Below are 1,822 nucleotides of genomic sequence, written 5' to 3'. Positions count from 1 at the left end.
TTATCCCTGACAGATATGCAGCAGCGGTTGGAAAAAAAGCATCTGGAACAGCGATCGCTAAAAGAACCAACTGCTACTATGACAGCACAAAAAGGAGTGGCAGCTGCCTTTGAGTTAAGTTGGCTTGAACTGAATCAAGATGCCCAGCAGTTGGGTTGTCTGCTGAGTTTGTTTGCTTTGGCTCCCATTCCCTGGTATTTGGTGGAAAATTGTTTGCCTGACCAAGACTCAGAAGATTTAGAAGATATTAGAGATGACTTTCTGTTGGAACTGAATTTACTTGGGCGCACGGATCAGGGAATCTACCAGTTGCACGAGTTGATTCGAGAGTTCCTACGAGACAAAATGGAACGTTACGATGGGGCTGATCAACTCAAGCAGGGATTTGGTCAGGCAATGGTGGCCGTGGCAGATAAAATTCCTAAAGTACCGACACAAAACGATATTGCTACAGCTAGTCCCGCCATCCCTCACCTGATAGAAACTGGGACAGTACTCTCAGACTGGCTCACGGATGAAGATTTATACAAACCTTTTCAAGGTCTGGGTTGGTTTTACCAAGGTCAAGGGGCTTATAACCAGGCATTACCCTGGTTAGAGCGATGCTTAAAGCTCACCCGCAACCGGTTAGGAGAAGAACACCCAGATGTCGCCACGTGCCTCGACAATCTAGCATCACTCTACAAGGATCAGGGACAGTACTCCAAGGCCGAACCTCGCTATGTCCAAGCCTTGGAGATGATGAAAAAACTATACGGTCAACAACACCCAGAGGTCGCTCTCTCTATCAACAATCTGGCATTACTCTACAATCATCAGGGAAGGTACTCGGAGGGAGAACCTCTTTTTGTCCAAGCCTTGGAGATGATGAAAAAACTATACGGTCAACAACACCCATATGTCGCTCTCTCCCTAAATGGTCTGGCTAAACTATACTCTAATCAGGGACGGTACTCGGAGGCCGAACCTCTTTTTGTCCAAGCCTTGGAGATGTTTAAAAAACTATACGGTCAACAACACCCATATTTCGCTCTCTTCCTCAACAATCTAGCAGTACTCTACAGGGATCAGGGACGTTACTCGGAGGGAGAACCTCTTTTTGTCCAAGCCTTGGAGATGTTTAAAAAACTATACGGTCAACAACACCCATATTTCGCTCTCTTCCTCAACAATCTAGCAGTACTCTACAGGGATCAGGGACGTTACTCGGAGGGAGAACCTCTTTTTGTCCAAGCCTTGGAGATTTACAAAAAACTTTTAGGTACTGAACACCCACATGTCGCTATCTCCCTCTACAGTCTGGCATTACTCTACAATAATCAGGGACGGTACTGCGAGGGAGAACCTCTGTTTGTCCAAGCCTTGGAGATTTTTGAACGAAAGTTAGGGTCAAATCATCCCAATACTATCGCTTGCCGGGAGAATCTTCAAAAATTGCGGGATGAGCTGACTTAGGAAGGCAGAGGGCAGAAGGCAGAAGGAAAGGAGAAAGGTTTAAAGGGATATAGCAATTCTCTTTCCCATGAGCTACAAAGGGATCCCCCTAAATCCCCCTTAAAAAGGGGGACTTTGAGGTTGATAAGTAAAAAAAAATACCAATTAAAGTAGGGTGGGCAAAGTAATCTAATCTATCAATACTCACGCATAACCAAACGGTTTTTGCCCACCCTACAAGCTAAAAAATATAGCCTAGAGCAAGTTAATTTTTATGCTATACTATAGAGGTTTAATCACCAGTATTGCAGTCAGTTTTTTCTGATGACAAAAGTAGAACAGATTCAAGCTGAAATTGAGGCTCTCTCTAAGGAAGATTTCGTGCGCT

General features: G+C 44.6%; 1 protein-coding gene. It reads left to right on the top strand.

The features are described 5' to 3' along the window. The coding region (locus F6K49_RS45295) for a tetratricopeptide repeat-containing protein (protein WP_293108694.1) at positions 1-1,455 on the top strand (1,455 nt) is incomplete at its 5' end. Between the last annotated feature and the right edge of the window lie 367 nt (positions 1,456-1,822).

Source organism: Moorena sp. SIO3I6, assembly GCF_010672095.1.
Note: the sequence above shows the minus strand (reverse complement) of the source record. Positions and strands in the feature narration are given on the sequence as shown.